We start from the raw sequence: 22738 nt of genomic DNA on the forward strand, positions 1-22738 counted from the left end.
CATTTGAACGGAGTTTACCTCAGGGATTAGTTTAGAAAAATCTGAACTAAGTATTTGCCCCTGCCGATTCTTTCGCCTCGGGGTATTTCGCAGAATCGGCCTCTAATAAACACAACAACGATGAGGCACTCCCGTGGACAAGATTTTCCACCAACCACTGGGCGGCAACGAAATGCCGCGCTTTGCCGGCATCGCCACCATGATGCGACTTCCCCACCTGCAAACCGCCAAGGGCCTGGACGCCGCCTTTATCGGCGTGCCCCTGGACATCGGCACCTCGCTGCGCGCCGGCACCCGTTTCGGGCCACGCGAAATCCGCGCCGAATCGGTGATGATCCGCCCCTACAACATGGCCACTGGCGCGGCACCGTTCGACTCGCTGTCGGTGGCCGACATCGGCGACGTGGCGATCAACACCTTCAACCTGCTCGACGCCGTACGCATCATCGAAGAAGCCTACGACGAGATCCTCGAACACAATGTGATCCCCATGACCCTGGGCGGTGACCACACCATCACCCTGCCGATCCTGCGGGCGATCCACAAGAAACACGGCAAGGTCGGGCTGGTGCACATCGATGCCCACGCCGATGTGAACGACCATATGTTCGGCGAGAAAATCGCCCACGGCACCACCTTCCGCCGCGCCGTGGAGGAAGGTTTGCTTGATTGCGACCGCGTGGTGCAGATCGGCCTGCGCGCCCAGGGCTACACCGCCGAAGACTTCAACTGGAGCCGCAAGCAGGGCTTTCGTGTGGTCCAGGCCGAAGAATGCTGGCACCACTCCCTTGCGCCATTGATGGCCGAAGTGCGGGAAAAAGTCGGTGGCGGCCCGGTGTACCTGAGCTTCGACATCGACGGCATCGACCCGGCCTGGGCACCGGGCACCGGCACCCCGGAAATCGGCGGGCTGACCACCATCCAGGCCATCGAGATCATCCGCGGCTGCCAGGGCCTCGACCTGATTGGTTGTGACCTGGTAGAAGTTTCGCCGCCCTACGACACCACCGGCAACACCTCGCTGCTCGGCGCCAACCTGCTGTACGAGATGCTCTGCGTACTGCCTGGCGTGGCGCACCGCTGATGAGCACGCGCGAGGTGCTGCAAGCCGCCGCCGACCTGGTGGCGGCCTTCGCCCGCAATGACCGCGCCGCCTACTTCGGCGCGTTCACGGCCGATGCCAGCTTTGTGTTCTACACCCTGCCCCAGCCACTGCTCAGTCGCGACGCCTACCAGGCGTTGTGGGACAGCTGGCGCCGGGACGAGGGCTTCGAAGTGCTGTCCTGCACGTCGAGCAACGCCGTGGTCAGCCTGCAAGGTGACGTGGCGATTTTTATGCATGACGTGGCCACCGAGCTGCGCATGAACGGGGAGCAATTTTTTAGCCAGGAACGCGAAACCATTGTCTTCAAACGGCAAGGGAATCGCACAGAACAAAAACAAGGCCTGTGGCTGGCCTGTCACGAACATTTGTCCGCTATGCCGGAAGGGCTGCCGCCCCCTTAGCCAATGTGATCGGAGCTGATCATGAATAATAAAAACAACGATAAAAGTATTCGCAAGATAGAAACCAACGGGGTCGAGCAGATCCCGGACCATGAACGTACCGCCGGGCCCAAGGATCTGTTCCGCCTGATCTTCGGCGGTGCCAATACCTTTGCCACCGCCGTGCTGGGTTCCTTTCCCGTGCTGTTCGGCCTGTCGTTCCAGGCCGGGGTGTGGGCGATTGTGCTCGGCGTGCTGGTGGGGGCGCTGATCCTGGCGCCCATGGGCCTGTTCGGGCCGATCAACGGCACCAACAACGCGGTGTCGTCCGGTGCGCACTTCGGCGTGCACGGGCGGATTGTCGGCTCGTTTCTGTCACTGCTGACGGCGATTGCCTTCTTCTCACTGTCGGTGTGGAGTTCAGGCGATGCGCTGGTGGGCGGTGCGAAACGTCTGGTAGGCCTACCGGAAACCGACCTGACCCTGGGCCTGGCCTACGGCGTGTTCGCGATCCTGGTGCTGACCGTGTGCATCTACGGCTTTCGCTTCATGCTGTGGGTCAACCGCATCGCGGTGTGGGCGGCGAGTCTCCTGTTTTTACTCGGGATCTTCGCCTTCGCGCCGACCTTCGACAGCCACTTCGCCGGCACCGTCGCCATGGGCCAGAGCGGCTTCTGGGCGGCGTTTATCGGCGCGGCGCTGGTGGCCATGAGCAACCCGATTTCCTTCGGCGCGTTCCTCGGGGACTGGTCGCGTTACATCCCGCGTGAGACGCCGAAAATGCGCATCATGCTGGCCGTGGTCCTGGCCCAGATCGCCACATTGATCCCGTTCCTGTTCGGCCTGGCCACCGCGACCATCGTGGCAGTCAAGGCCCCGGACTACATCGCGGCCAACAACTACGTCGGCGGTTTGCTCGCGGTGGCGCCGAGCTGGTTCTTCCTGCCGGTGTGCCTGATTGCGGTGATCGGCGGCATGTCCACCGGCACCACATCGCTGTATGGCACGGGGTTGGACATGTCCAGCGTGTTCCCGCGCCTGCTGTCGCGGGTCAAGGCGACACTGCTGATTGGGCTGATGTCGATTGCCTTCATCTTTATCGGACGTTTCGCCGCCAACCTGGTGCAGAGCGTGTCGACCTTCGCCGTGCTGATCATCACCTGCACCACACCGTGGATGGTGATGATGATCATCGGCCTGATCGTGCGTCGCGGCTTCTATTGCCCGGATGACTTGCAAGTGTTCACCCGTGGTGAAAGTGGCGGCCGCTACTGGTTCAGCCATGGCTGGAACTGGCGCGGGCTGGGGGCCTGGATTCCGAGTGCGCTGGTGGGCCTGTGCTTCGTCAACCTGCCGGGGCAGTTCGTTGGGCCACTGGGCAACCTGGCCGATGGCATCGACATCAGTCTGCCGGTGACGCTGGGGCTGGCGTCGGTGGTGTACCTGACCTTGCTGCGTGTGTTTCCTGAGCCGGCTGCGGTGTATGGGCCGGCCTTTGTGGCGAGGGAACTTGCTCCCGCCGGGGTGCGAAGCGGCCCTAAAACAGCAGCCTCCAGCTTCGCAGGCGAGCGGGAACAAGCGCCCTCGCCACACCAAGCTTCGTCATCACAATAAGAAATCGGAGAATCGCCGTCATGGCTTTGGATTTATTCGTCGTACTCATCTACGCCGCCGGCATGCTCGTGCTCGGCTATTACGGCATGCGTCGCGCCAAGACCCACGAAGACTACCTGGTGGCCGGCCGCAACCTCGGCCCGTCGCTGTACATGGGCACCATGGCCGCCACCGTGTTGGGCGGTGCCTCCACCGTCGGCACCGTGCGCCTGGGCTATGTGCATGGTATTTCCGGCTTCTGGCTGTGCGCCGCATTGGGCATGGGGATCATTGCGCTGAACCTGTTCCTCGCCAAGCCGCTGCTCAAGCTGAAGATCTTCACCGTCACCCAGGTGTTGGAAAAACGCTACAACCCCATGGCCCGCCAAGCGAGCGCGGTGATCATGCTGGCCTACGCGCTGATGATCGGCGTGACCTCGATCCTGGCCATCGGTACCGTGCTGCAAGTGCTGTTCGGCCTGCCGTTCTGGATCTCGGTGCTGCTCGGCGGTGGCGTGGTGGTGGTGTACTCGACCATTGGCGGCATGTGGTCGCTGACCCTCACCGACATCGTGCAGTTCGTGATCAAGACCGTCGGCCTGATGTTTATCCTGCTGCCGATCTGCCTGTACCGCGTCGGCGGCTGGGATGAACTGGTGGCCAAGCTACCCGCGTCCAACTTCAGCTTCACCGCGATTGGCTGGGACACGATCATCACCTACTTCATGATCTACTTTTTCGGCATCCTGATTGGCCAGGACATCTGGCAGCGCGTGTTCACCGCCCGCGACGAAAAGGTCGCCAAGTACGCAGGCACTTTCGCCGGTTTCTACTGCATCCTCTACGGCCTGGCCTGTGCGTTGATCGGCATGGCCGCCCATGTGCTGATCCCGGACCTGGACAACGTGAACAACGCGTTTGCCGCCATCGTCAAAGTCTCGCTGCCCGATGGCATCCGTGGCCTGGTGATCGCTGCGGCACTGGCCGCCATGATGTCCACCGCCAGTGCCGGCTTGCTGGCCGCCTCCACCGTTCTGACCGAAGACCTGCTGCCGCGCCTGCGTGGCGGTAAACAGTCGAGCCTGGCGATCAACCGTTTGTTCACGATGCTGACCGGTGTTGCCGTGCTGGGTATCGCGCTGGTGGTGAATGATGTGATCAGCGCGCTGACCCTGGCCTACAACCTGCTAGTGGGCGGTATGTTGATCCCGCTGATCGGGGCGATTTTCTGGAAGCGTGCGACCACCTCCGGCGCGATCACCTCGATGACCCTGGGCTTTGTGACGGCGCTGGTGTTCATGTTCAAGGATGGCCTGGACGCGAACACGCCGATCTACTACAGCCTGGCGATAGGGCTGGTGAGTTTTGTGCTGGTCAGTGTGCTGTCGCGCAAGCCACAGGCAGCAACGGCTCGCGCGGTGTGATGCGCAACCGGGTTTAGAGCGGTTTCTTCAGCGGGCACGACGTCGGATGTCGTGCCCGTTTTTTTACCTGCAACTGGCGCCTTGTGGTTGGCCTGGAGGAGTCCGGGACCAGAGAGGCCCATACCCGTCCCTGTGTCGCGCCTGCGGCATATGTTCCACCGGCCACGATTTGATGGTAGGCAGAGCCATGGACTATCGACAATCCATCTGAAGTACCGAGAAACAGCAGCCAGTTTAATGTGGAAGCGGGCTTGCTCGCGAAGGCGGTGTACCCGTCAATCTTTCATCGACTGATACGCCACCTTCGCGAGCAAGCCCGCTCCCACATTGTTAATTCAATGTCGACCAGCGTTTATCTGCGACGCGGCCGGCGCTGCTCATCATCCGTGCGGATCGGCACCGGCTGCAGGGGCGGCTCGATCAGGCCCAGTGCAACACCGAGGTCATGGAGCCAGTTTTGAATTTTCTCTTTCATGGTTGCCCCCTTTGAGGGTAATGCGGGTCGGCGGTCAATTCTTTCGCCTCTTCCTACAGGATAGTAGCCCTAAGTCCTACGCATTGCTTGTACGAAACCACAACGAACTATTACTGAATTCATTGAAATCCTGACGAATCGCTCAAGCACTTGCGCGTGTGTCTTGCTCGAGCCCGACCTTGCCTTCTTGCTGCAGGTCGATCCATGCATTGAGGTTAGCGCCGAGCATACCCTTTCGCCACATCAGCCAGGTGGTCGCAGTGGCAAAATGCCCTGTCAGCGGATGAACGGACACGCTGTCCTTGCCCGGCAGGCTGTCGAGCATGGATTCGGACATCAGCGCCACCCCCGAACCGGCGATCACACAGGCCAGCATGCCCTGATAGGACTCGATCTCGATTGCCCGCCCCATTGCTACGTGTTCGTGGGAAAACCACGTTTCCAGCCGTGTGCGATAGGCGCAACTGCGTCGGAAGGTGAACACCGCACGCCCCGCCACATCCTGCGGCCCACGCACAGGTGGGTGGTCAGCCTCGCAAATCAACACCAAGCGTTCTTCGCACAGGGCCACACCCTCCAGACTCGCGATGGTAATTGGGCCGTCCACAAAGGCGGCATCCAGGCGACCGGTAATCAACCCTTCGAGCAACTCACCGCTGGGCGCCGATTGCACCTGAAGGTTCACCATCGGATACGCCTTGTGATAGCGGGCCAACAGCTTAGGCAAATGCACCGCTGCCGTGCTGTACATGCTGCCCAGCACAAAGTCGCCGGCCGGTTGTCCGCCCTGGACCGCGCCGTGGGCTTCGTCATGCAGCGCGAGCAGACGGGTGCTGTAGTCCAGCAGCACCTTACCCGCAGGAGAAAGTTGCAAGCGCTGGCGTTCTCGCACGAACAGTTCAACGCCGAGTTGCTCCTCCATCTGCTTGAGCCGCGTCGACAGGTTCGACGGCACACGGTGCAGGCGCTCAGCTGCGCGGGTGATGGAGCCCTCCTCTGCCACCGCCTGGAAAATGCGCAATTGACTGAACTCCATACCTTTCTCCAAAACTGAATAAGTTACTCACTATTATTCAATTTTACAGAAAGTCAATGCGCTTTAGGCTGAAGATCACTCGCTAACCCGCAGGAACACAGCATGTCAGCCCGCACCCGCCTACTCGCCAGCTTTATCGCCCTGATGATGGCCATGGGCATTGGCCGCTTCGCCCTCACCCCACAAATGCCGCACCTGCTGAGTGAGGGGCAGATCGACCTGACTGGCGCCGGCCTGATCGCTGCTGCCAATTACCTGGGCTATTTCGTCGGCGCGGTGGATTCGATCTTCGCCCGCAGCCATCACCACGTACGCGGCCGCCTGTATGGCGGGCTGTGGCTGTGTGTGCTGCTGACACTTGCGTCGTACTGGGCCCACGGTTTCTGGCCGCACGTGTTGTTGCGCTTCGGCACCGGCGTTGCGAGCGCCTGGGCGCTGGTGATGATCACCAGCCTGAGCCAACCCCTGGCGCTTGCCGCTGGCCAGCCGCGCCTGGGGGCGTTGGTATTTGCCGGTCCGGGATTGGGGATCTTGCTGACGGGCTTGCTGGCACTGGTCTCGAACCTGCTGGGACAGGATAGCGCCACCTTGTGGCTGGTGTATGGGGCCGTGGCGCTGGTGATGTTGCTCGCCGTGCTGCCCTACCTGCCCCGGCCGACAGCCACCTCTGCACCCACTGCCAGTGCTGGCCGCAACCAGAGCATCGCCCACTTGGGCTGGATCTACTTTCTGTTCGGCTTGGGCTACATCATCCCGGCGACCTTTCTGTCACAGATGGCCAGTGCGCAGTTCAGCGGCGCCTGGCAGGCCGATCTGTTCTGGCCGTGTTTCGGCCTGGCAGCAGCGCTAGGCGTGGTTGTCGCCAGCCTGCGCCGCAAGGACCCGAACACCACGCGGCGCTGGCTGATGACCACGCTGTGGCTACAGGGTGCCGGTGTGTTCGCCTGCTTGCTGGGCAATGGCTGGGGTCTGGCGCTGGGCGTGTCGCTGTGTGGTGCGCCGTTCCTGGCGTGTATGCAATTGGTAATGGCGCGCTTGAGAGAAATCGCGCCCCACGGCTACCAGCGCAGCACCGGTTTGCTGACTGCCAGTTTTGCCATGGGCCAGTTGAGCGGGCCGTTGCTGGCTTCGGTGAGCAGTCATCTGAGCGGCGGCCTGCACCCGGCGTTGGTGATCGCCGGATGCGGCCTGCTGGTGGCAGGTGCGCTGCTCAGCCGGCAACCAGGGGCACAGGCACACGAAGCTGTTCACGACGCGCCAGCACCAGGAAGAACAGCCCACCCAGGAAGCACCCGGTGAACCAGGCGAAGTTGGCCATGCCTTGCAACGCCGGGGTGAAGGTGATCGCGACACCGACCAATGTCGCCGGCACCAGCGCCTTGACCGCCGTCCAGTTCACGCCGCCATCGAAGTAATAACGACCGCCTGGGCTGTCGTCGAACAGCGCATCCACGTCGATCTGCTGCTTTTTGATCAGGTAGAAGTCCACCAGCAGGATGCCGAACAACGGCCCGATAAACGCAGCGAGGATGTCCAGGGTGTAGTGGATCATCAGCGGGTTGTTGAACAGGTTCCACGGGGTAATGAAGATCGATGCCACGGCGGCGATCATGCCACCGGCGCGCCAGCTGATTTTGCTCGGCGCGACGTTGGCGAAATCGAACGCCGGGGAAACAAAATTGGCAACAATATTGATGCCGATGGTGGCAGTCACAAAGGCAAAGGCGCCGAGCAGCACGGCCATGCTGTTATCGATGCGCGACACGGTGGCAATCGGGTCGTGGAGCATTTCACCAAACACCGGCAAAGTGCCCGAGACGATCACCACGGTGACCAGCGAGAACGCCAGGAAATTTACCGGCAGCCCCCAGAAATTGCCGCGTCGCACGTCGTGCATGCTGCGGCAGTAGCGACTGAAATCGCCGAAGTTCAACGTCGGGCCGGAGAAGTACGACACCACCAACGCCGTTGCCACGATCACCTGACCAAACGCCTGCCAGCCCGACAGGGATTTTTCCGATAGGGTGAAGCTGATATTCGCCCAGCCCGCCTTCCACACGATCCACCCCGCCAGGGCAAACATCACCGCATACACCACCGGCCCGGCCCAATCGATAAAGCGGCGGATGGACTCCATGCCGGCCCAGAACACCGCCGCTTGCAGCACCCACAAGCTTAGGAAACCAAACCAGCCGAGGTAGGACAGGCCCGCAAAATGCGGCTCTGCATACACCGCCATTTGTGGGAAAAAGCGCAGCACCACGATGATCAGGGCGCTGGAAGCCAGATAGGTCTGAATCCCATACCAGGCCACGGCAATCAAGCCACGAATCACCGCAGGAATATTCGCGCCAAACACCCCAAAGGCCAGTCGGCAAATTACCGGGTACGGTACGGCGGCTTGCTGGCTCGGCTTGGCCACCAGGTTGGCGATCAACTGCACGATGCAGATACCGGTGAGCAAGGCGATCAATACCTGCCAACTGGCCAGCCCCAGGGCGAACAGGCTGGCGGCGAACACATAGCCGCCGACGCTGTGCACGTCGCTCATCCAGAACGCGAAAATGTTGTACCAGGTCCACTTCTGCGGCAGTGGGCCCAGGTCCTGGTTGTACAGGCGCGGGCTGTAGCCTTTGGGCAATTGTTCGGTCATCGCTGGGCTCCTCGTAATACCGGCCTGCGCTGCCGTAGCACTGTGCATACGGTAGGCGGCATGGTTTGTATACGAAGCAGTCAGCAGAATGCGTGCCAATGGCACACAATCCCTACCGAATCACGCCCCAAACAGCTTGACCAATGATGGGATGCGGGGACTTCGCTCAGCAACGGTGCACAAAAATCCTGTACACAATCACTGGCGCACCCGATCTGCACACAAATACCCAAGCGTGCAGCATGCCGCCGTCAGGCAGGTGCCCCAGGCCATGTCCATCAGCGCCAACCCGCCAGACCAGCCGTGCAGCGTGGCCCAGTTGCTCAGGTCATAAGTGCCGTAGGCGACCAGGCCCAACAAGGCCCCCAGACGCGCCGCACGCTGCCAACTCGCGCTGGGCAAGACGACAAACACCACGCAGCCGAGGACATACAGGAGATAGAAGAGTACTGCGGGCACTAACCGTGGCTGATCAAGCATCAGCGGGCCCAGCAGGGATTTGTAGGTCGGGCCCATGAGGACGCCGAGCCAGAGGCCGTCAAGCACCAGGAACGCGAGCAAGGTGCCGAGGTAGGCGAATACTGATTTTTTGGACATGACACACCTCTGGCAGAAGACAGCCTGTCGTGGCGAGGGCACCACCTCCCTCGCCACCACAAGCCCTTTCATACAAAGAGGAACGTCGATCAGCTTAGTTCAATGCGATCCGCATGAATCACGATCTGGCCCTGCTTGTAGAGGGCACCGATAGCCTTCTTGAAGTTGCCCTTGCTCACGCCAAACAAGTTGCTGATCACCGCCGGGTCGCTTTTGTCGCTGACCGGCAAGGTGCCGTTGTTTTCACGCAACTTGGCGAGGATCTTGGAGTTCAGGCTGGAGGCCGCTTCCTGGCCCACCGGCTGCAGGCTCAGGCTGATGTTGCCATCGGCGCGGATCTCTTTGATAAAGCCTTTCTCTTCCTTGCCCGGACGCAGGAACTTGAACACTTCGTTCTTGTGGATCAGGCCCCAGTGCTTGTTGTTGATGATCGCCTTGAAGCCCATGTCGGTGGCTTCGGCCACCAGCAGATTGACTTCCTGGCCCACCTCGTAGTTGGCCGGCGTCTTGTCCAGGTAGCGATCCAGGCGTGCAGTGGCGGTGATGCGCTTGGTGTGTTTGTCGAGGTAGACGTGCACCACGCAATATTCACCGGCGGTCATCTGGCGCTTTTCTTCCGAATACGGCAGCAACAGATCCTTGGGCAGACCCCAATCGAGGAAGACGCCGATACTGTTGACTTCGACGACTTTCAAACTGGCAAATTCGCCCACTTGAACTTTCGGTTTTTCAGTGGTGGCGATAAGTTTGTCATCGCTGTCCAGATAAATGAAAACGTTCAGCCAATCTTCATCTTCACTGGGAATATCTTTGGGGATATACCGATTAGGCAAGAGGATTTCACCGTCTTGCGCACCATCCAGGTACAAACCAAAGTTAGTGTGTTTAACCACTTGCAAGCTGTTGTAGCGCCCGACTAAAGCCATTTCCAATACCCTCGTTACGTGGGCGGCATTCTACCCGAGTTGTGCCCGCCACGCGCGCGCGCCTGAAAAATCGAGGGCTGGCGTGGCGCGGTGGTGGCAGCGCCCCGCTCGTCTGATCATTGCGCTGAATTTCACTGGCGCACATGCCACTCACCACCCAGTGGTTTCGAGTTAAAACAGTAAGTTAGGGGCTTATTTCAAGGATAAACTTTGCTTATTTCCTGGCGCAGCACTTATTCCCGGAGGATATTTACCAAGCAATTGTCAAGTATTTCCTGTACGATGCCTGGCCAAGTTAATTTTCTACAGGTTAGTGGCCGCCATGCGCGTAAAAGCATCCAACAGCAAAGCAAAGCCAGCTCCCGCCGTTGAAACCAGCGAATCGATCAACAGCCAGATTGCTGCATTCCTCAAGTCCGGTGGCGAAATCCAGCAAATTGCCAAGGGCGTGAGCGGCCAGACTTTCGGCCCGTCCAAGCAGATCAGCCTGGGTAAAAAGTAATACCGCGCAACACACCTGGTCCCTAAGCGCCTTGCCATCAAGGCGCTAGGACTAGAGCCCGAAGCACCCTCCCGACACATCCAACATTGCGTCAATCGACGAACGGGGCTCAACCCCGCGCATTCGCCGGTATGCTTGCACACGTCTAGCACGGGCATCTGCCCGATTTTTCCCCGGTTACTGCTCCTCGCTTTTCATGGAGTGAAGCATGTTCAAAGCGTGCATTTTCCTGCTCACTGCCCTGGCAGCCAGCCCCCTCGCCCAAGCGCAGATCTTTCAGCGCGAATTGGGCGACTTCGACCTGAAATTGGGCACCACACCCAGCCGCAGCATGGCCCAGGGTCTGGTCAAGCCGACGTCTCCGGGCAGCGACTCATTCCACGGCGGCCTCGACCTGAGCCACGACAGCGGCCTGTACTTCGGCCAATTCTCCCCCAGCATGGGCCTGTCGCCAGACAGCACCCTCGAAGTCGACTCCTACATGGGCTTCAAGCACCCGTTCGACCAGACCCTGGGCTACGAAGTCGGCCTGATCCACTACAGCTATCCCAAGCTAAGCCCCCTCGACAGCCAGGAGTTCTACGGCGGCCTGAACCTGCTGGGCAATCGCTTCGGCGCCTCCTTCAGCAACGACCCGGACCGCCAGGACAGCACCCTGTTCGCCGACCTCAGTGGCACCCAACCGTTCGGCATCGGCGTCAGCCTGAAATACACCACTCATCAGTTGGGCACCCCGGCCACCGTCGACGGTGGCTCCATCAGCAGCTTCAGTGATTGGTCGGTGCAATTCTCCCGACAGTGGATGGGCGTTGACCTGAACCTGATCTACAGCGACTCCAGCCTCAGCGGCAGCAATTGCTCGGCCTACTCCGGACACAACTCGCAATGCGATGGCCTGTTGACGTTGAAGGCGGTGCGGTCGTTTTATTGATGGGCTGAACTGTTGCATCCCATGCGAGTTCACATACCTCAATCCCTCGCGCGAAAGGACCCGCCCATGCTGCAACGGCTCAAACTCCTGACGGTGCTGCTGACCCTAAGCCTGGTGCTGGCCGGCTGCAATCGCGTCGGCCTGGCCTACCGCAACCTCGATGTGATCATCCCCTGGACCCTCAACGACTACCTGGACATGAATGCCGGGCAGAAGAGCTGGTTCAACGACACCCTCAAGGAGCACCTGGCCTGGCACTGCAGCACACAACTGCCGGGCTACCTCGACTGGCTCGACCGCCTGCAACAGATGGCCGACAACCATCAGGTCAGCGATGCCGCGCTGCAAGCGCGAACCGCCGAAGCCAAGCAGGCCATCACTCAAATCGCGCGGCAGATCACCCCGTCGGCCATCGAGTTGCTGCAAGGCCTGGACGACCAGCAGGTGCGGAACATGAACGCGGCCCTGGCCAAGGACCTGCGCAAACGCCAGGACGAGTACCTCAAACCGCCACTGGCCGAGCAAATCAAGGACCGTGCCGAGCGCATGAACAAACGCCTGGATGCCTGGATCGGCCCGCTCAGTGCCAGCCAGCAGGCGCGCGTCAGCGCCTGGTCCAGCGCGCTGGGCGAACAGAACCAGGCCTGGATCGGCAACCGCGCCCAGTGGCAGGCGCAGTTCAGCGCCGCCGTGAGGCAACGCCACAGCGCCGGCTTCGCGCCGAAGATCGAGCAACTGCTGGTGGACCGCGAAAGCCTGTGGACCCCGCAATACAGTGCCGCTTACGCACAAACGGAGGCCGAGGCCCGCAGCCTGATTGTCGACGTGATGGCCGAGACCACGGTGCAACAACGCCAGAAACTCACCCAGAAAATCGCCAAGGTGCGCAGCGACTTGCAGGCACTCAAATGCCTGCAAAGCGCAAAAGGTTAATCCGGCGCCAAGGTGCCCAGCCAGGCGACCAACCCGAGGATCAACACCACGGCGCCAAACTCCACCGCGATGCTGCGGCGCAACGCCCGGGTCGCCGTCGCGTTGTCGCCTGAGGTCAGGGACCGCTGCAACCATGGCGTCAGGTGAAAGCGATTGAGCGCCGCCAACCCCAGCATCAAGCCGAACACCGCCAACTTGAGGCCCAACAACAGTGCATAAAGCCCCTCGCTGAGCCCGTCCGGATTCAGCCCGACCACCAGCAGGTAATTGGTCACGCCCGTCACGATCAGCACCGCGACAAACCCCATGCCGACCCGCTCGAAGCCCACCAACGCCTGCGCCAACGCCTCGACATGCGGCGCGCCGGGTAACGACGGGCTCATCAACAACAGCCCGAACGCAGCCAACGCGCCGACCCAACCCGCCGCCGCCAGCAAATGCGCAATGTCGCTGATCAAATGCCACACCCCCAGCGCGCCCTCGTGCATCACCCCATGCCCGGCCCATGCCAGCGTCACCAGTGCGACGCCGCCGCACAACGTGGCCAGCCGGGGGTTGAGCAGCACCACGACCAGCGCCACAAGACGCAGGCACCACGTCCATCCCAGTTCGGTGTGCGCCAGCATCATCTGCACATGCGGCCACAGCGTTTGCCAGTCCTCGGCACCACTCATGGCTTGGGTCATGGACACCATCGACAGCACCGACAGCAGCACTCCCAGGCTCGCCATCCACCGCAGCAGCCGCCTCACATCCAACTGGCAGTGCCTTGCGTAGAGGCCAAACAAACCCAGGCCAAACACCAGCATCAAGTCCAGGTACAGCACAAACCGCAACAACACCGGGATCATTTCACTCATGGCTGGACGCTGAACGCCACGTTACCGAGGATCGGATGCGTATCCGACGACACCGCACGCCAGTCCACCCGGTAGGTGCCGGGCGCCAACAGCGAAGCGGGCTTGATCAACATCACTTTCGGGTCGCTACTGGCCGCGACACTGGCTTTGACCGGCATCGGCGCATGGGCCATGCCGGGCATTGCAGTCATGCTCAGCTTGGCCCCGGAAAACTGCGTCAGCAGGTTTTCCGAGAAGTGCAGCTCTATCACCACCGGCGCAACGCCCTGGGCACCGTCCGCGGGGATGGAGGCCAACAGTTTAGGGTGCGCCGAGAGCGTAAAACTGGCGCCCCATCCGACCGACAGCACAGCGCCCACCAACAGCGTTTTCAACATCGACATGCAAGGCTCCAAGCCGCTCATGGCGGCGAGTTATAAGAATAGTGAAACGTCAGAACCACAGGCGCACGCCGACGACCCAGCGCAGTTGGCTGACGTCCTCACCGTCTTCCCGGGTGTATTGCGCGGTCTGGCCATAGCGGCGGTTCCAGGTGACGCCCACGTAGGGCGCGAATTCACGTCGCACTTCGTAGCGCAGCCTCAGGCCCAGCTCGCTGTCCGACAGCCCCGAGCCGACGCCGCGCTGCGGATCGTTGCGTCCATACATATTGAGTTCGGCGGTGGGCTGCAGGATCAGCCGGTTGCTCAGCAGAATGTCGTAGTCACCTTCCAGGCGTGCGGCGGTGTGGCCGGATTCACCGACAAACAGCGTCGCTTCGGCCTCGAAGCCGTACAGCGCCATGCCCTGCACGCCAAAGGCGGCCCAGGTTTGGCCGTCGCCGGGTTTGAAATCCTGGCGTACGCCGCCGACCAAGTCCCACCACGGGCTGATGGCATGCCCCCACAGGGCCTGGGCCTCGGCACTTTCCGTGCGCCCGGCACTGCGCTCACCCTCGCTACGCAACCACAGGCGGTCGATGTCACCGCCGACCCAACCCTTGATGTCCCAGCTCAGCGCACCGTCACCCTCGCCGCCCTGCCATTCCAACTGGTTGACCAGCAACATCGAATGCACGGCGCTGTCGTGCACCATGTGCCCACCCGGCGCGTTGTACACCGCCGCGCGGTCTGCGTCGGTCAACGGCGGGATCGGCGTGCGGCTCTCGGTGAGAGCCGGGGAGGCAGGGCTCATGCCCTGAAACTCGTCCGCCAACGCCAGCGGGCCAAACGTCAGTGCGATGAACCCAGAGGCCATCCAGGCACTTCTATTCACATGCTTATTCATGCACGCGCACCTCACGAAACATGCCCATCTCCATGTGGTACAGCAGGTGGCAGTGATAAGCCCATCGGCCCAGCGCATCTGCCGTCACGCGGTAGCTGCGCCGCGACCCCGGCGGCATGTCGATGGTGTGTTTGCGCACCTGGAACTGGCCGTTCTCGTCCTCCAGGTCGCTCCACAGGCCGTGCAGGTGGATCGGATGGCTCATCATGGTGTCGTTGACCAACACCAGCCGCACCCGCTCGCCGTAGGTCAATGCCAGAGGCTCGGCATCGGAAAATTTCACGCCATTGAACGACCAGGCGAACTTCTCCATGTGCCCGGTCAGATGCAACTCGATCGTGCGGCTGGGATCGCGGCCGTCGGGGTCTTCGAAGGTGCTGCGCAGGTCGGCGTAGGTCAGCACGCGCCGGCCGTTGTTGCGCAGGCCGATGCCGGGGTCGTCGAGCTTGGGCAGCGGGTTCATGGCCTGCATGTCCACCAGCGGGTTATTGCCTTCGCTGGCCGGATGGCTCTGCATCGCCATGGCACTGTGGTCCATGCCGGCCATCTGCGGCATATCGGCCATGGCGCCGTGGTCCATGCCGGCCATCTGCGGCATATCGGCCATGGCGCCGTGGTCCATGCCACCCATGCCCATGTCGTCCATGGTGATCCAGGGACGTGGCTCCAGCGTCGGCACTGGCGCCGTGGCGCCAGCCTGGCGGGCCAGCGTGCCGCGGGCGAAACCGCTGCGGTCCATCGACTGCGCAAACACCGTGTAAGCCTGCGCCGTAGGCTCGACCAGCACGTCGAACGTCTCGGCGACGGCAATGCGAAACTCATCAACCCTGACCGGCGTCACCGATTGGCCATCGGCGGCAATCACGGTCATTTTCAGCCCCGGGATGCGCACATCGAAGTAGCTCATGGCCGAGCCGTTGATAAAGCGCAGGCGAACCGTCTCGCCCGCCTCGAACAACCCGGTCCAGTTGCGTTCGGGCGGCTGGCCGTTGAGCAGGTAGGTGTAGGTCTCGCCGCTGACGTCGGCCAGGTCCGTGGGGTTCATCTTCATCTGCGCCCACATCAGGCGGTCGGCGGCCGTGGCCTTCCAGCCCTGCGCCCCCACATCGCGGACAAAATCGCCGACGGTGGGTTTGTGCAGGTTGTAGTAATCGGACTGCTTCTTGAGGGTTTTCATCAGGGCGACGGGATCTTCGTCGGTCCAATCCGAGAGCATCACCACATAGTCACGCTGCACCGTGAACGGCTCGGGTTCACGGGGATCGATCACCAGCGGGCCATACACGCCCTGCTGTTCCTGGAATCCGGAATGGCTGTGATACCAGTAGGTGCCGTGCTGCTTGAGGGTGAACTGGTAGACAAACACCCCGCCCGGCTCGATGCCCTTGAAGCTCAGGCCAGGCACGCCGTCCATGGTCGAGGGCAGCAGGATGCCGTGCCAGTGGATCGAGGTCGGCTCGGCCAGGCGGTTTTTCACGCGCAGGGTCACGGTGTCGCCTTCGCGCCAGCGCAGCAACGGGCCGGGCAGGCTGCCATTGATGGTCAGCGCGGTGCGGTTGCGGCCGGTGAGGTTGACCGGGGTCTGGTCGATGAACAACTCAAACTCGGTGCCCGCCAGCACAGTAGGCTGGCCGGGGCTGGTGAGGGCCCAGACCGGGCTGCGCCAGAGCCCGAGCCCGCCAAGCAAGCCGCCGGCGGCGAGGCCTTTGACAAAGGTGCGTCGTGAGGGGGTGAAGTGCATGCCGATTCAAGTCCGTCAGTTGAATGGCCGCAGATTAGGCAGGGATGGCTGTCAGCCACCTTAGCGCCAGATTACTGATCTGACAGGTTCGCCCGGCGCCACAGCGGGCACCGGGACGTGAAGGGCCTCAGGCGATCTGGGCTTTTGCGGCCACCTCGGCAAATGTCGCCGGGTCCAGCGCGTCGACCTGCTCATCCAACACCTGGCGCGGGTGGTCGTTGCCCGGAATCGAGCTGTCGATCAGCGCCAGCAATTGGGCACCCAGCGGGGTGAGAATGAAGTTCTCGCCGTTGCCGCCCTCCTCCTCAGGCCGCGATTCAATAAAGCCGCGCTTGAACAACAGCGCTTCATAATCCGCAGCAGTCTTTTTCAACGCATCCAGATTGCCGCTGGACTCGCCTGCCGTAGCCTTCTCGGCGGCCTCTTGTTCAGCGTATTTGCGCGGCGCGAAGCTGCCTTCGCCGTTCTGTACTTCATGCAACAGGCGTTCGATCAGATCCCAGTTGTAAGTCGTCATCCCTATTCCTCCTGCAGGCCGACGGAAAAGTGGCCCGATACGCGGTGGACAGGCCTCGCTAAGCGCCGTTCAGTCCAGCCGACGAAGCTGCATAACCGGCGGACATAAAAAAACCGGACAATCGTCCGGTTCTTTCACATCACCCCTGCCTTACTCGGCAGCCGGTGCTTCTGGCTTGCGGCGCTTGAGCGGGGCCATGCCGTCCTTGCTGACGAGCGACAGGTTGTCGGTCTTCGGCCGGTTGGCGATCTTGCGCTTGGTCGGCGACTTGGCACCGGTTTTCTTTTTGTCACCCTTGGCGTCGGTCTTTTTCTTCTTCACGCCAACGGCCTTGCCCGACGCCTTGACCTTCTTCGGCCCGGTGTAGGTGCCTTTGACTTCCTTGATGGTACGGCGCTCGAACGACTGCTTGAGGTAGCGCTCGATGCTCGACATCAGGTTCCAGTCGCCGTGGCAGATCAGCGAGATGGCCAGGCCATCGTTGCCGGCACGCCCGGTACGACCGATACGGTGCACGTATTCGTCGCCGCTGCGGGGCATGTCGAAGTTGATCACCAGGTCCAGGCCGTCCACGTCCAGCCCGCGTGCGGCAACGTCGGTGGCCACGAGGATCTTCACGCCGCCGGCCTTGAGGCGGTCGATGGCCAGCTTGCGGTCCTTCTGGTCTTTCTCGCCGTGCAGCACGAACGCCTTGTAATCCTGGGCAACCAGGCGACCGTAGATGCGGTCGGCGGCAGCGCGGGTGTTGGTGAACACGATGGCCTTCTGATAGGTCTCGTTGGCCAACAGCCAGTTGAGGATCTGCTCTTTGTGCACGTTATGGTCGGCGGTGACGATCTGCTGGCGCGTGGTCGCGTTCAGGTCGCTGACGTTGTTGACCTGCAAGTGCTCAGGGTTGTTCAGCACCTTGGCGACCATGTCGCGCAGGGTCGAACCGCCGGTGGTGGCGGAGAATAGCATGGTCTGCTGGCGGTTGACGCACTCGCCCACCAGACGCTGCACGTCGTCGGCAAAGCCCATGTCGAGCATGCGGTCGGCTTCGTCCAGCACCAGTACTTCGACTTCCTTGAGGTCAAGGTTGCCGGCGTTGAGTTGCTCGATCATGCGGCCCGGTGTGCCGATCAGGATGTCCGGCACCTTGCGCAGCATGGCGGCCTGCACCTTGAAGTCTTCGCCGCCGGTAATGATGCCGGACTTGATGAAGGTGAACTGCGAGAAGCGCTCCACTTCCTTCAGGGTCTGCTGGGCCAGCTCACGGGTCGGCAGCAGGATCAGGGTCTTGATGCTCACGCGGACCTTGGCCGGGCCGATCAGGCGGTTCAACACCGGCAGGACAAAAGCCGCGGTCTTGCCGCTGCCGGTTTGAGCTGTCACCCGCAGGTCACGCCCTTCGAGCGCGAGCGGGATGGCCGCTGCTTGCACAGGCGTTGGCTCGACAAATTTAAGCTCGGCCACGGCTTTGAGCAGGCGTTCGTGCAGGGCGAATTGGGAAAACACGGGTGCTACCTCGAAGAAATACAAAATATCAGCTGCATAGGGTAACGGTTTCGGGCGTCCAAACCGAGTTTCTTTACGCGAACGGTGCTAATCAGCCGCTTTTTTGTCAGGACTTTTGTCCAAGAGGCCAACTTTGTAGCACTTCAATGCTCTAATCGCCCCGTCTTGTCCCACAGAAGAATCGGTTTCACCCATGGATATAAAACAGCTCTGGCTCAACGTCCAAGACCTTTGGGGCGCCCTCGATGAACACCCGTTGCTGCACGCCAGCCTCGGCCTCCTGGTGTTGCTGGTGGTGGCGCTGTTGCTCGGACGGATGGCGCGCTACCTGATCCTGCACACCATCAAGTTGCTCGGCCGGCAACCGGCCCTGCACTGGCTCAATGACCTGCGGCACAACAAAGTCTTCCACCGCCTGGCGCAAATGACGCCATCACTGGTGATCCAGTTCGGCCTGTATCTGGTGCCCGACCTGAGCAAGACAGCGATCCTGTTCATCGGCAACGTGGCCCTGGCGATCAGCATCCTGTTCCTGACGCTGGCCATGAGCGCCCTGCTCAACGCCCTGCTGGACATCTACGCGCGCACCGAACATGCGCGCACTCGCTCGATCAAGGGCTACGTGCAGCTGGCGAAAATGGTCCTGTATGTATTTGGCGCGATCATCATCGTCGCCACCCTGATCGACCGTTCGCCGCTATTGCTGCTGTCGGGTCTTGGCGCCATGTCGGCCGTGATCCTGTTGGTGTACAAGGACACCCTGCTGTCGTTCGTCGCCAGCGTGCAACTGACCAGCAACGACATGCTGCGGGTCGGCGACTGGATCGAAATGCCCCAGGTCGGCGCCGATGGCGATGTGGTGGACATCACCCTGCACACGGTCAAGGTGCAGAACTTCGACAAGACCATCGTCTCCATCCCCACCTGGCGCCTGATGTCCGAGTCGTTCAAGAACTGGCGCGGCATGCAGGCCTCGGGCGGGCGACGGATCAAGCGCAGCCTGTTTATCGACGCCAGCGGCGTGCGCTTCCTGCGCGACGATGAAGAGGTACGCATGACCCAGGTGCACCTGCTCACCGACTACATCGGGCGCAAGCAGGCCGAGCTCAAGGCGTGGAACGAAGCCCAGGGCCACAGTGCGCAACTGTCGGCCAACCGACGGCGCATGACCAACCTCGGCACCTTTCGCGCCTACGCCCTGGCCTATCTGAAAAGCCACCCGGACATCCAGCCGAACATGACCTGCATGGTGCGCCAGATGCAAACCACCGCCCAGGGTGTGCCGCTAGAGATCTACTGCTTCACGCGCACCACGGCGTGGGCGGATTACGAGCGCATCCAAGGGGATATTTTTGATTATCTGCTGGCGGTGTTGCCGGAGTTTGGTCTGAGCCTGTATCAGCAGCCGAGTGGCAATGACTTGCGCGCTGGGATGCTGCCGGCCCTGCTCGGTGCCAGTCATTTACCACCGTTGGAAAACAAATCTGCCTAGCACCACCAACCATTTGTGGGAGCGGGCTTGCCCGCGATGGCGGTGTATCAGTCGAAAGATTCACAAACTGACACTCCCCCATCGCGGGCAAGCCCGCTCCCACAGGGTCAGTGGGGGATTTGCCAGCGCAGGCTCACCGCGACGCGCACAACGCCTTGATCTGGTGCTTGGGCGCTTGATCACGCAGGCACACTGCGCCCTTCAGGCCGGCTTTTTCCCAGGCCTGGGTGGCAGCGGAACCTGCCAGGTTGGCGTCGTCGCAGCCAATGGCAAAAGCGCTCAAGGCGCGCTGGCGCTCCTCATAGTTCGCATACGCATTGCGCGAAAGTTCCTCTGCCGACTCAGAGAGCTTTTCCACCTGAGTCGAAAAGGCCGAGCACGACTCATGTGCGCTTTTACGCAGCGTTGCCGCGGCCACTTCTTCAGCATTGGCGGCAGCGGCCTTCGCCACGGGGTCGACTTGTGCGCGCAACCAGTCGGTGGCGGGCTGTTTTTGCGTCGCGACAAAATCAGCGATGGTTTGCAACCAAACCGTTGGGTGTGGGGTTTCAGCGACTGTCACGGTCAAGTTCACAGGGCCGGCATAGCTTTCACCCTTTTCCCCTTCCTGGGCCGGCAGGTTGACCCATAGCCCACTGGTTTGCAGCGAGTTGTCAGTGCTCACGGTTTTCGGCGTAACCCCATCTCCGCCGATGAACACCTCCATGACCTTATCCCCCGTTGATTGAGTCGACATGCCGGGCTTGGAGGCCGAGACCAGGATTGAAAAGCCCTTGACCTTATCTTCGTTCATGGTGGTCACGGGCTTGGGGTAATAAATCTTGTAGACCTGTGGGATGACCGTCGAGGCCGGGCCGCCTTTGGGCACTTTAAATGAGATCTGTGCGAAGAACGTCGGCGTGCCCAGGCTCCATTCCTTCCACTTATCCACCATTTCTATCGCCACGCCGCTCTTGCAGTTGACAGGGTTGTACCAGTTGCCCTGACTCTTACCTGCTGTTTGCGGACAGAACTCACCTTTCTTCACACGTGGCGCCACGACGACATACAGACAACCCCGCATCCTCACCGTCTCTCCCTGCACGCCGAACAGATAGTCCGGGTTTTGCCCGATGATAGTCACCGTCTCTCTATCGGCCTTTGCCGCTTGCGCCACCGCATCGGTCAGGTAACCCACGACCCATTCACTGACTTTGTCCACGCCGAACGTCAATGCCTTGACCCCCAATGCACTCTCGCTCACCCCGCCGGATGCACTGCACGCACTGTTGCTGAAAAACGCCCTGGCAATGACGGTCCCTTGTTCAGAGTCTCGGGGTTTGACATCAAAGTATCCGCACCCAGCAGCCAGGCAACTCAAGAACACAATCCAGATTGTCTTCAGCATTTTAGAGACCTCCATTTTTTCCAACGTTGAATGCCGAATACATCGAGCCATCAAAGCTCCCGCTGGATTCAGCACAGGCCGGCCAACCTTCATCTTCGTCAAAACCCGGGGTTCCAGAATGGACGCCTACATACTCGATAACGGCGCCTTGCCCGTTGGCTTTTTCATAAGCGGAGAGAATCATCGGGCTACCGCTGAAACCCTTGGATGTCTGGCACGTGTGGTAGATACAGGCCGGGCCGACGGCCTGCACCCTGCACTGTGCGGCGTCGGCGGCACTCCAACGGAAAGCGTCTAGCCAGCTGGGGCGAGCCGTGCCCGTAGCCACGCTGCGCGAGGGCTCAAGCATGGCCAACGCTTCATCGAGCAGCGCAAAGGGGCCACCGATCCATAACAGCTGTTCTGCTTGCGGCGTCTTGTATAAGGCTTCAGGCAGTGCTTCAGCGCCAGGCTCTCGTAATGTCAGGGCTGGGACACGTACCGGGTCCTGGTCGATGTCAAAGCGCTTGAACACTTGCAACCGCTCTATATCCGCGTTCGAAACCACTACCCTGCGCTTGAGATCCACACTTTGAATGGTGATAGTCGAGGGCAATGCAGAGCGGAACTCGTCGCGTACCTTTCCATCCGTTTGCCGGATAAAGCAGTGGCGCGCCGTCATCAATGTGCGCTCGTCCAGAAGCATCCCAGTACAAAACGCACGCCCCTGATAAGCCATTACCACCACTGAACGCTTGGGGATTTCAGGGTTGGGCACATTCGGCGCGCTGCCGGAATCGTCCAGGCAACCACGGTCCAACGCCACCAGGGTGACCGCATATTTGCGGTCCCGTGGCAGTGGCACCAGGCCACGCAGTTCGCCGACCGAGCTGCCACAGCCCATCACTCTGCCTCGGTTGATCGGCTGGTGCTGAGGGGCTCCGTTCACAATCGGTGACCCGATGGGATCTGGTTCTATGGTTTGCTGGTTTTCACCGCCACCGCGTTTCAGTCTCACCGCTGCTTGGTTTTCCAATGCCGCGCTTCCCATCCGCGCAGCGTTTGATAACCAAGCCGCGGCGTCCTGATGCGCTTGAAAGCTGTTGAACGAGTCAACCAGGCGATCCTTCGCAAATTCCCTCTCGAACCCACCCTCGTCCTGTGCCAAAGCAGGCGCCGCAAAGGTCAGGAAAAAAGACAGGACGAGGAAAACAGCTGAAGCACTGCCGATGGAAGCAGCGCTGAGGGCGCGCAAACGTGGTAAACAAGCAGCCATTATGTACACCTTTCATCTCAAGGATAAAAAAGGCCTCAGGCGCTCAATCACGCTGATACGACAAGTACTTCAAAGAAGGGACCGACCCGTTGGGTCGGCTTCTCAAACCTTACTCACGGTGATGATCCGTTGGGTTGGATACCTACACCGGTGAGCTTAGCCAGCATT

Annotated in this window: 22 protein-coding genes; 9 read left to right on the top strand and 13 right to left on the bottom strand. The window is 61.0% G+C overall.

Annotated features, from left to right (window positions below; all coding sequences use genetic code 11):
* Window positions 1-133 precede the first annotated feature (133 nt).
* The 4 genes from speB to OPU96_RS03690 are packed head-to-tail and all read left to right on the top strand — an operon-like array spanning window position 134 to window position 4502.
* Window positions 134-1084, top strand: coding sequence for an agmatinase (gene speB, locus OPU96_RS03675; RefSeq protein ID WP_003175388.1), 951 nt, complete (start codon window positions 134-136; stop codon window positions 1082-1084).
* The gene (locus OPU96_RS03680; RefSeq protein ID WP_226454960.1) at window positions 1084-1506 is read left to right on the top strand and encodes a YybH family protein; all 423 of its coding nucleotides are present in this window, start codon (window positions 1084-1086) and stop codon (window positions 1504-1506) included. Before speB ends, OPU96_RS03680 begins: the two co-directional genes overlap by 1 nt.
* A gap of 21 nt (window positions 1507-1527) precedes the next feature.
* Window positions 1528-3099, top strand: coding sequence for a purine-cytosine permease family protein (locus OPU96_RS03685; protein ID WP_226454959.1), 1572 nt, complete (start codon window positions 1528-1530; stop codon window positions 3097-3099).
* Between the two features lie 20 nt (window positions 3100-3119).
* Window positions 3120-4502, top strand: coding sequence for a sodium:solute symporter family protein (locus OPU96_RS03690; RefSeq protein WP_192297076.1), 1383 nt, complete (start codon window positions 3120-3122; stop codon window positions 4500-4502).
* 352 nt (window positions 4503-4854) lie between these two features.
* Here the strand turns inward: OPU96_RS03690 and OPU96_RS03695 are convergent, their stop codons facing one another.
* Both OPU96_RS03695 and ptrR read right to left on the bottom strand, forming a co-directional pair.
* Window positions 4855-4977, bottom strand: a complete 123-nt coding sequence (locus OPU96_RS03695; protein ID WP_003193089.1) for a PA1414 family protein — start codon at window positions 4975-4977, stop codon at window positions 4855-4857.
* 142 nt (window positions 4978-5119) lie between these two features.
* Window positions 5120-6013 carry a putrescine utilization regulator PtrR gene (ptrR, locus tag OPU96_RS03700; protein WP_192297077.1) on the bottom strand — a complete coding sequence of 298 codons (894 nt, stop codon included), beginning with the start codon at window positions 6011-6013 and terminating at the stop codon, window positions 5120-5122.
* 102 nt (window positions 6014-6115) lie between these two features.
* Here ptrR and OPU96_RS03705 point away from each other — a divergent pair, with 102 nt between their 5' ends.
* Window positions 6116-7312 (top strand): MFS transporter, encoded by a 1197-nt coding sequence (locus OPU96_RS03705; protein WP_226454958.1) that lies wholly within the window; start codon window positions 6116-6118, stop codon window positions 7310-7312.
* On the opposite strand, the gene OPU96_RS03710 is transcribed toward OPU96_RS03705, so the two are convergent.
* The 3 genes from OPU96_RS03710 to OPU96_RS03720 all read right to left on the bottom strand — a co-directional run bounded on the left by OPU96_RS03710 (window position 7224) and on the right by OPU96_RS03720 (window position 10189).
* A complete protein-coding gene (locus OPU96_RS03710) occupies window positions 7224-8666 on the bottom strand; it encodes an NCS1 family nucleobase:cation symporter-1 (protein ID WP_226454957.1) in 1443 nt (480 codons plus the stop codon). The two genes, OPU96_RS03705 and OPU96_RS03710, sit on opposite strands and share 89 nt — an antisense overlap.
* Window positions 8667-8864: 198 nt before the next feature.
* Complete coding sequence (locus tag OPU96_RS03715) at window positions 8865-9263, bottom strand: DUF2177 family protein (protein WP_192297080.1); 399 nt, start codon at window positions 9261-9263, stop codon at window positions 8865-8867.
* A gap of 89 nt (window positions 9264-9352) precedes the next feature.
* Window positions 9353-10189 carry a CvfB family protein gene (locus OPU96_RS03720; protein ID WP_192297081.1) on the bottom strand — a complete coding sequence of 279 codons (837 nt, stop codon included), beginning with the start codon at window positions 10187-10189 and terminating at the stop codon, window positions 9353-9355.
* A gap of 322 nt (window positions 10190-10511) precedes the next feature.
* Here OPU96_RS03720 and OPU96_RS03725 point away from each other — a divergent pair, with 322 nt between their 5' ends.
* The 3 genes from OPU96_RS03725 to OPU96_RS03735 all read left to right on the top strand — a co-directional run bounded on the left by OPU96_RS03725 (window position 10512) and on the right by OPU96_RS03735 (window position 12555).
* Complete coding sequence (locus OPU96_RS03725; RefSeq protein ID WP_003193095.1) at window positions 10512-10691, top strand: PFL_1563 family small protein; 180 nt, start codon at window positions 10512-10514, stop codon at window positions 10689-10691.
* A 208-nt stretch (window positions 10692-10899) separates the two neighbouring features.
* The gene (locus OPU96_RS03730) at window positions 10900-11622 is read left to right on the top strand and encodes a TorF family putative porin (protein ID WP_305391323.1); all 723 of its coding nucleotides are present in this window, start codon (window positions 10900-10902) and stop codon (window positions 11620-11622) included.
* A gap of 66 nt (window positions 11623-11688) precedes the next feature.
* Window positions 11689-12555, top strand: coding sequence for a DUF6279 family lipoprotein (locus tag OPU96_RS03735; protein ID WP_498558658.1), 867 nt, complete (start codon window positions 11689-11691; stop codon window positions 12553-12555).
* Here OPU96_RS03735 and copD read toward each other — a convergent pair.
* From copD to OPU96_RS03765, 6 genes are all read right to left on the bottom strand, one after another.
* Window positions 12552-13415 carry a copper homeostasis membrane protein CopD gene (copD, locus tag OPU96_RS03740; RefSeq protein ID WP_498558659.1) on the bottom strand — a complete coding sequence of 288 codons (864 nt, stop codon included), beginning with the start codon at window positions 13413-13415 and terminating at the stop codon, window positions 12552-12554. The two genes, OPU96_RS03735 and copD, sit on opposite strands and share 4 nt — an antisense overlap.
* Complete coding sequence (gene copC, locus OPU96_RS03745) at window positions 13412-13798, bottom strand: copper homeostasis periplasmic binding protein CopC (protein WP_498558660.1); 387 nt, start codon at window positions 13796-13798, stop codon at window positions 13412-13414. Before copC ends, copD begins: the two co-directional genes overlap by 4 nt.
* Before the next feature lie 49 nt (window positions 13799-13847).
* Window positions 13848-14651, bottom strand: a complete 804-nt coding sequence (locus OPU96_RS03750; protein WP_226455218.1) for a copper resistance protein B — start codon at window positions 14649-14651, stop codon at window positions 13848-13850.
* Window positions 14652-14673: 22 nt separating this feature from the next.
* Window positions 14674-16422, bottom strand: coding sequence for a copper resistance system multicopper oxidase (locus tag OPU96_RS03755; RefSeq protein WP_498558661.1), 1749 nt, complete (start codon window positions 16420-16422; stop codon window positions 14674-14676).
* A 127-nt stretch (window positions 16423-16549) separates the two neighbouring features.
* The gene (locus OPU96_RS03760; RefSeq protein ID WP_498558662.1) at window positions 16550-16939 is read right to left on the bottom strand and encodes a transcriptional regulator; all 390 of its coding nucleotides are present in this window, start codon (window positions 16937-16939) and stop codon (window positions 16550-16552) included.
* 150 nt (window positions 16940-17089) lie between these two features.
* Complete coding sequence (locus tag OPU96_RS03765) at window positions 17090-18436, bottom strand: DEAD/DEAH box helicase (protein ID WP_135288619.1); 1347 nt, start codon at window positions 18434-18436, stop codon at window positions 17090-17092.
* Window positions 18437-18629: 193 nt separating this feature from the next.
* Here OPU96_RS03765 and OPU96_RS03770 point away from each other — a divergent pair, with 193 nt between their 5' ends.
* Window positions 18630-19928, top strand: coding sequence for a mechanosensitive ion channel family protein (locus OPU96_RS03770; RefSeq protein WP_305391324.1), 1299 nt, complete (start codon window positions 18630-18632; stop codon window positions 19926-19928).
* A gap of 133 nt (window positions 19929-20061) precedes the next feature.
* Here the strand turns inward: OPU96_RS03770 and OPU96_RS03775 are convergent, their stop codons facing one another.
* Both OPU96_RS03775 and OPU96_RS03780 read right to left on the bottom strand, forming a co-directional pair.
* Complete coding sequence (locus OPU96_RS03775; RefSeq protein ID WP_305391325.1) at window positions 20062-21315, bottom strand: hypothetical protein; 1254 nt, start codon at window positions 21313-21315, stop codon at window positions 20062-20064.
* Window position 21316: 1 nt separating this feature from the next.
* A complete protein-coding gene (locus tag OPU96_RS03780) occupies window positions 21317-22570 on the bottom strand; it encodes a trypsin-like serine protease (RefSeq protein WP_498558663.1) in 1254 nt (417 codons plus the stop codon).
* Window positions 22571-22738: the final 168 nt, after the last annotated feature.

This window comes from Pseudomonas sp. RP-B7 (genome assembly GCF_059803535.1).